The organism is Ruegeria sp. K5 (assembly GCF_056531805.1).
Genome location: NZ_JBQFML010000023.1, coordinates 1 through 7,261, shown reverse-complemented (window position 1 = coordinate 7,261; position 7,261 = coordinate 1). Strand labels below are relative to the sequence as shown.

10 protein-coding genes are annotated in these 7,261 nt (G+C 54.9%); 8 read left to right on the top strand and 2 right to left on the bottom strand.

Translation table 11 applies throughout. From position 1 onward, the window contains the following. Positions 1 to 385: 385 nt before the first annotated feature. Positions 386 to 1,084 (top strand): hypothetical protein, encoded by a 699-nt coding sequence (locus ACR0MO_RS21485; RefSeq protein WP_480893276.1) that lies wholly within the window; start codon positions 386 to 388, stop codon positions 1,082 to 1,084. 463 nt (positions 1,085 to 1,547) lie between these two features. Here the strand turns inward: ACR0MO_RS21485 and ACR0MO_RS21480 are convergent, their stop codons facing one another. Then, the gene (locus ACR0MO_RS21480; protein WP_170517321.1) at positions 1,548 to 2,129 is read right to left on the bottom strand and encodes a TetR-like C-terminal domain-containing protein; all 582 of its coding nucleotides are present in this window, start codon (positions 2,127 to 2,129) and stop codon (positions 1,548 to 1,550) included. 111 nt (positions 2,130 to 2,240) lie between these two features. Between ACR0MO_RS21480 and ACR0MO_RS21475 the strand changes: the two genes are divergently transcribed. The 7 genes from ACR0MO_RS21475 to ACR0MO_RS21445 all read left to right on the top strand — a co-directional run bounded on the left by ACR0MO_RS21475 (position 2,241) and on the right by ACR0MO_RS21445 (position 6,203). Beyond that, entirely contained in the window at positions 2,241 to 2,831 is a 591-nt protein-coding gene (locus tag ACR0MO_RS21475; RefSeq protein WP_170517324.1) for a YceI family protein, read from the top strand. Between the two features lie 149 nt (positions 2,832 to 2,980). Further along, entirely contained in the window at positions 2,981 to 3,436 is a 456-nt protein-coding gene (locus ACR0MO_RS21470; protein WP_480893273.1) for a luciferase domain-containing protein, read from the top strand. 209 nt (positions 3,437 to 3,645) lie between these two features. Continuing rightward, entirely contained in the window at positions 3,646 to 3,981 is a 336-nt protein-coding gene (locus tag ACR0MO_RS21465) for a hypothetical protein (RefSeq protein WP_480893271.1), read from the top strand. Positions 3,982 to 4,171: 190 nt separating this feature from the next. After that, positions 4,172 to 4,507 (top strand): DUF411 domain-containing protein, encoded by a 336-nt coding sequence (locus tag ACR0MO_RS21460; protein WP_480893269.1) that lies wholly within the window; start codon positions 4,172 to 4,174, stop codon positions 4,505 to 4,507. Beyond that, entirely contained in the window at positions 4,507 to 4,971 is a 465-nt protein-coding gene (locus ACR0MO_RS21455) for a c-type cytochrome (RefSeq protein WP_480893267.1), read from the top strand. The genes ACR0MO_RS21460 and ACR0MO_RS21455 overlap by 1 nt, the downstream gene beginning before the upstream one ends. A gap of 12 nt (positions 4,972 to 4,983) precedes the next feature. Continuing rightward, positions 4,984 to 5,328 (top strand): copper resistance CopC family protein, encoded by a 345-nt coding sequence (locus ACR0MO_RS21450; protein WP_480893265.1) that lies wholly within the window; start codon positions 4,984 to 4,986, stop codon positions 5,326 to 5,328. Further along, positions 5,325 to 6,203 carry a CopD family protein gene (locus ACR0MO_RS21445; RefSeq protein WP_170451084.1) on the top strand — a complete coding sequence of 293 codons (879 nt, stop codon included), beginning with the start codon at positions 5,325 to 5,327 and terminating at the stop codon, positions 6,201 to 6,203. Before ACR0MO_RS21450 ends, ACR0MO_RS21445 begins: the two co-directional genes overlap by 4 nt. Positions 6,204 to 6,468: 265 nt before the next feature. Here the strand turns inward: ACR0MO_RS21445 and ACR0MO_RS21440 are convergent. Then, positions 6,469 to 7,261: hypothetical protein (locus tag ACR0MO_RS21440; RefSeq protein WP_480893264.1), on the bottom strand; the 793-nt coding region annotated here is incomplete at its 5' end.

Sequence of the window (7,261 nt, the reverse complement as noted above, 5' to 3'; positions counted from 1 at the left end):
TGCTTGGGTCCGGGTTTCTTTCTCATCTCCACTCCTTGGCGGTTACGATGAGCCAGAAACCCTCTCTTATCAAATCGCCCTAAACTGTCCCATTGGTGCTGACGTCAGACACAATACCGCAATGGATATCGGAATGGACCAAAGAGCGATTTTTTGTGTCATTCCGTCACGACCCTCAGTCACTCATTACAAATGATCCTGGGAACAGGTGAGCGACCGCACTTAACACGTAAGACCGGAGTAGGGTAGTAATAATTAGGGCCAGAGGGTCGGTCATGCACAACCGGCTGTAGTGAATCGCACCAGCACCATAGTGTCATACATCCGGACCCGATGGTTACATACGACTAGCATCAGTGATTACACAGCACGAAGGGAGAAACACATGCCGAAGTTCACCAAAAGAACAACTATCCGTGGGGTTGCTGCACTCGTAATCTGCTGTTTCGCAACGGCGGCACAGGCGCAATCGGCAGGCGAGGAGATGTCGTTTTTCATCACTAGTGTGGGCAAGGGGGACGGTGCCAATCTAGGCGGCCTCGAAGGCGCCGATGCCCATTGTAATGCACTCGCTTCCGCGGCCGGTTCTTCCAAAACATTTGCGGCCTATCTGAGCACTTCAATGTCCATTGATCGCAGCACCGACCCGATGACGATCACCAATGGCATTTCTGCACGCGACCGGATCGGATCGGGCCCCTGGCACAATGCCAATGGAGAGCTCATCGCCAACAATGTTGAAGAACTGCACCGCGACAGCGTGAACATTAGTCTACAGACAGCGCTCGACGAAAACGGTAACCCCGTCAATGGGCGTGGTAGCCAGCCGAACAAACATGACATTCTGACCGGCTCCGATTCCGCAGGTTACTTCTCTACGGCAGGCGGTGACACAACATGCAGTAACTGGACTTCGAACAGCGAGGATGGATCTGCGATTGTCGGGCATCATGACCGTATCGGTCTCAACGATGCCCGAAACATGGTGTCCTGGAACTCATCGCACGGCTCGCGCGGTTGCGGAGAGGAACATCTGCCACGTTCAGGCGGGGCAGGTCTGTTTTATTGCTTCGCAACGGACTAATCGGGCAGCATTGGTACGCGTGACGCCCGCATTGAACCTGACATTACCAAGTCAGTCTGGGGGATCGCGTTTTGGAAGCGGTTTTTGGGCGGAAATAGTCTAAATGCCGCTTCGTTGCGAGTTTACTAAATTGCAATGCTTGGGTGAGAAGGTTCAGTTTGGGCTGCTTCAAGTCACTTATGTGCAAGTCAGCGAAAGGCGCATCAGAGGAGGATACTGGACATTGCAAGGTTTGGCCGGTTCCTGAAAGTCGACATTGCCGTGGGCGACACTGAACCCAAAGGTGTTCATGTTGCATTGTGAATTAGCGGCAGCGACAAATCAGGGTGCAGTCGTCAACGTTGTGAGGAGCGCATCGAATTGACCCTGCGGCGTGCTGATGTCAAGCGGCGAACGTAGCCATACTGCGATCTTGGAAACTGTTATGTTTATTGGCCGCTTTGATTGCCTAGTCAGGCGATGGTCACTGTCCCGAATTGGTTTTCGCGATACTGCAAAGCAGATCAACATGTTGGTCCAACCACTCTTCGTCCAGTGCCTCGTGACGTATGAGCTTGCGGAAATAAGGTGCCGCGACTGCTAGTTCTATGAGTTGGTCGACCGGAACATCGGCGGTGATCTCATCGCGGTCTATTGCGGCTGCAAATACTGCTTCAACACTCGCGAACCTGTCTTTCATGAATTCTGTTATCACTAACCTTGCTTCTTCGTCGGTGGACGCAGCAGCGACCACCTGAGGAGCAATTTGACCCCATGGTGTGTCATTCAAGGCTCCCATCAGTACACCGAGTAGCCAGCGCAGGTCAGATCGCAGCGGGCCATCGGTTTTGGGCGGTATGTTCGGCGGTGTAGCGATGCGCCTGAACGCTGCATCACGCAGACTACGCGCATCTGGCCAATGCCTGTAAAGTGTGCTGCGCGAAATGCTCGTTGCCTTTGAAACTGCGCCATGAGTTACGTGCAGCACGCCCTCATCCATCAGTATCGTTTGTGCCGCATCAAGCGCCGTCTGTCGCGTGGCGATCAGCCTAGGATCTTCCTTCAATCACCCCTCCTATAGAACATTTTGTTGCATAGTAGAACATTTTGTTCTAAAAGTATGGTCGGTCAAAACCTAAATCCCACAAACACGTCTTGTCAAAATGGGAGCGTATCAATGTTCAAAGTGGCAGCAACCCCGCTGGCGGTACTCTTATCGATGGGTGCGACAACCGCGCTATCCGAGAGTGGGACTTACGAGCTGGATCCCGGACACAGTCAGGTCTTGTTCAGCTACGACCACATCGGGTTCTCAGAAACATTTGGAATGTTCTCAGGTTTTAGCGGCGAGATAGAGTTCAACGAAGATGATCCGTCTGCGTCATCTGTCACTGTGTCTATGCCTGTAAAATCCATGATCACGGGCTGGGACGCCCGTCTGCAACACTTCATGTCCGATGACTTTTTCAGCGCGAGTGACGATGACGTGGTCACTTTCGCCTCAACCAGCATTGAAGTGACCAGTGACAATACCGCGAATATTTCTGGCGATCTGACCATGAATGGCGTCACCAAACCTGTTGTTTTGGAAACAACGCTTAACAAGTCGGCGCCATACCCGTTTGGCGAAAAGGAGGGCACGCCGACCATGGGGCTGGCAGCCACCGCGACTATCGTGCGGTCTGAATTCGGACTTGGGGCGTTTGCACCAGCGGTGAGCGACGAAATAGATCTCTTGATCAATATCGAAGCGTTAAAGGCTGAATGATGTGTGCAGGGGAGCTGATACTGCGCTGAGCGCTCATTCTTAATTTTTGACCGGCTGGCAACAAAATGAATGTGTTCCTGAGACTACTGGCGGCTGCTGCGGCAGCCGTGACTTTGACGTGCCCGCTGGCATTCGCGCAAGAGCGTTCCTTGCCGGAGCGCACCTCACCCCGTCCCGAAACGACAAGCGGCGTACCCCATACTCAGATTGGTGTCGAAATCGATCCCGACCTGGCCCAGCTATTGCTGAAGCGTATTGCGCAATTCCCAGGGGTCACACTTGGTCCGACACGCATATCGCTTCCTGGCGCAATTGGTTTTCAGCTTGATCCCGACATGTTGTTGTCTCAACCAAGCTCTATCGTCGGTGGGTTTGAGTTTGCGCATATGCATCCTGATGGCAGCTTGCACGCTTCGCTAGACCCCGCAATGGCGCGACGGGCAATTGAGGCGGGTTGGGCCGTAGCGCACCCTTGGGCCAATCAACGTCCTGGGTGGAGCGGCTTTGTCATGATCTATACACCGACGACACCGGAAGAGTTGGATGTCGTCATCGATCTGGTCGAAAGTTCGTACACCTTCATCACTGGCATCACTCTGGGCTAAACGCCCACCTGCTGACCTTTCCGTTGCTGACAAATAAGCAGGTCAGTCAAAATTCAGTTTTACCGGAATTTCAGGTGATTCATGTAAAACCGCATTAGACGGGCCGGATCCAGAGATGTGGCGCAACTTCAATGGATGCAACTAGGATCGTTTGCTTCGACACATCCTCGTAACTTGTCAAAACCACATACCCCCAGTAGGTATTTGGTATGTTTCGCTTGCTCCTTTCGATACTTCTTGTTGTTGCATTCTCTGGCGCGTCCGCTGCATCAGTGAAGCATGGCTTGACCCATGGATCGGATCATTCTGTTCATCATGCTCAAATGGCGGGCGACGATCCGTTGGCTGATACCGAGAAAGCTGCTGCGGATTGTTGCGACGCCACTAGCGGCATGGGTTCAACATCCTGTTTTGGTGATCTTGTCGCCACGGTGGGGATTTCGCCGATTGCTCCAATGGTGATCTCAGTGGGTGGTGTGACGTACGCTGGAGCCGATTTTTCGGGCCTCGCACTGGGTGTTCCCACCGGTCCTCCGAAAACCTGAATGGTAACGGGCGCTCGCCCGCATTCCGTTCAAATTTCACATCAAAGGACTGACAGATATGATCTCACGTCGTCACTTCACCAAACTTTCTGCAACTGCTCTCATCGCGACTGCTCTTCCCGTCCGTGCAGGCACCCCAATGCACGTGCTCAGCTCACCAGGTTGCGGATGCTGTCACGCATGGGCCGACTTGGCTCGCGCGCGTGGCTACGCCGTCACCGTTGAGGAACTGACGGACCCCGAAGCACAGAAGTCAGCGCGGGGTATCCCGCTGAACCTCGCATCCTGTCATACCATTGAAGCCGATGGCTATGTCTTTGAAGGCCATGTGCCGTTCGAAGCACTGGAAGCTGTGTTGAGGGATCGGCCTGTCATCATAGGGCTTGCTGTTCCTGGCATGCCAATGGGTTCCCCTGGTATGGGCGACGATCCGTCCGCCCTTTACGACGTCATTGCATTTGGGGGAGAGGCTGGGGCCGGTACAGTATACTACCGTGCGGGCACCGCGCAGCCGTTCGACACCTGATGCTAGGGCGCACAACACTCTTGGTCACCGGTGGGCTTGCGCTCACCGGTTTCGCCGTAGCTTTCGTTCTGACCCAGCCCTCAGAAGCGGGCGGTCTATTGACACCGGATAACGCCAAACTGGTCGCCGTTGGCCAAGAAATATACGCGGACCAATGTGCTACCTGCCACGGTGAGAACCTTGAAGGACAGCCAAACTGGCAGACACGCGACGAGGATGGTTTGCTACCAGCACCGCCGCATGACGCCACAGGGCATACGTGGCACCACGATGATGAAACGCTCTTCACCTTGACCAAATTTGGCCTGGCCGGACTGATGGAAAATGCACCCCCAACCGGTATGCCGGTCTATGAAGGTGTGCTCGGCGATGACGAAATCATAGCGGTCCTTTCTTATATCAAGTCAACCTGGCCCGATGAGCTTCGTGAGTACCACGACGAACTGAATGCCCAATCCGAATAGAGGAAAACTCAGATGATCAAACAAACTCTTGTCGGTTTGGCCGTAGCGACAGCTCCAATGCTTGCGGCTGCGCATTCAAAGTCCGAGGCAACGACACCGGCTGACGGCGCGACTGTCACGGACGTGCCGGAGCTTTCCATGCGGTTCGATGATCCGATGCGCATCATCTCGGTCACGCTGACCTCACCCGATGGCGACGTCAAAATTGAGCGCGAGACAGGTATGGACCCCGCTATGGAGTTCCGAGCTATGCCTTTGGAGGAGCTTGCACCCGGAAGCTATCGTTTCGACTGGCGAGGTATGGCTTCCGACGGTCACCCGATGCAGGGCAGCTTCTCTTTCAGGGTAACTGAGTGACCGGACTGGCCCCCATTGACGGTGTTGCCGTCTTGGCCATTCTGGCGAAAGCACTTGGCTACGGTACGGCGCTGCTGGCGATGGGTAGCGTCCTATTCACCGTCCTCTTTGCCACGCGCGCCGAAGTGTCTGTTTTGCGCCTTGCAAGGCACCTCGCGGTCGGTGCGGCGCTACTCGGTCTCGCCGTTCTGGCTTTGCGTTTCGGCATTAGAGCGGCACGGATATCCGGGATGGGCTTTGAGGGCGCGACGGACCCAATGATGCTTGGCTTTGTCTGGGACAGTCCACTTGGCACCGCCGCGATTTGGCGAGGAGTGGGTGAACTCGCGATATTGGCAATTTTGCTCCAACGCGTCGGGCAGTGGATTGCTTTGGCGGGCAGCCTTGCCATAGCGATTTCTTTTGCTCAGGTGGGACACTCGCTAGGAGAGCCTAGAGCGGCTCTCGCAGTCTTGCTGGTTCTTCATCTGCTGGTTGCCGCGTTTTGGGTCGGTGCTCTACTGCCTTTGCGCAAAGCGGTGCTCACTCCAACTGAGGCCGATCTACTGCACCACTTTGGCAATGTCGCTGCTTACGGAGTTGCCGTCCTGATTGTAGTAGGCGCGGCACTCGCATGGCTGCTTTCCGGCTCACTGGCCGCCTTGTTCGGAACGGCCTATGGATTGGGGCTTTTAGTCAAGGTCGTGATCGTTTCTGCCCTTCTTGGAATCGCGGCGCTGAACAAGTTGAAACTCGTTCCGGCTCTCAGGGCTGAGAAGCGTGGCGCGGAAATTGCTCTCCGGCGGTCGATTTCGATAGAGATTCTCGCTGTTGCCCTGATCCTGCTTGCAACGGCGACGCTAACAAGTGTGACGACACCTCCCATCAATCTCTGACGCCTTTTGGTCCGAAGCAGGAGCTGCAAAGTCTTGTTGCGAATGTCCGTTTAGGGCTGATAGCGGTCATTGATTGTTTAGGATCCAATGGCAGTTTTGTTGCGCTTCTTGCCTATTCAAACGTGGTGCAGCGAATGCCCGGAATGTCCAAGGACAAGAGTCCGTCCCAATCGGAACAGACCCCACATTACTCCAACCCGGTGTTCTCGCTGTTCCCGGCAACACATTCACCAGCGCGAACAATAAACAATAATGTCCTCCGTGGTTAAAGGCTGTGTCCATCATCTTCATGGACGTGGGTGGCCTGTTCGCGGGTATGGACAATCTCTTGCACCACTGCGGCAATCTTGCTGGATGAAACTTGGTGCAGCTCACCGACAACGGCCTCGGCGCGCTCGTAGCTGTCCGGAACGCCTTGGCTGTCAAAGTGGGCGGCGGCGGTGGAAATGTCCGCGTCTCGCCAAGTCGCCGTGGTGCCGACTGAAACGCTGTCATGATCGTTATAGCGGGCCAGGAACTTGTTTCCGTCGAGACCAAAGCTGTTGGCGGTTGCAACAATGTCGTCACGCACAGCCAGCCATTTTTCGGCCTCGGACGGGTCCAGGTTGTCCAACTCGGCCGCATTCATGGACGTGGTGTAACTGTCGTCAGCAACAGTGTACGCCTGCAGGTCGGTGTCGCATGGGCGTAGCTCGGCAACATCGCCCTTCAGCTCTCCGATCTGCACGTCCATTGCAGCACGCAGATGCGGATCTTCGACCTCTCGTGCAAGAGCCTCCATGTTCTCGATGGAGTTCACAATATCCTTGGTCTGCTGTTCGTAGTTCTCGAAACCGGCCTGCCCCAAAGCTGATTGCATATACTGAACATAGCGATCACCGGGCGACTGGTAGTCGTCGGAATCCTGAAAACTCTTGTCGCCGGACAGATCCGCAAGGGACGAATAATAGGGGTGATACAGGTCGTATTCCTGAGCATCGTTCATGTGCTGAGAAACCAAAGCCTGCATATCGTTCAGATCAACCGGCTCCCCCGACCGCTCCGCAGCCTCCAATTCG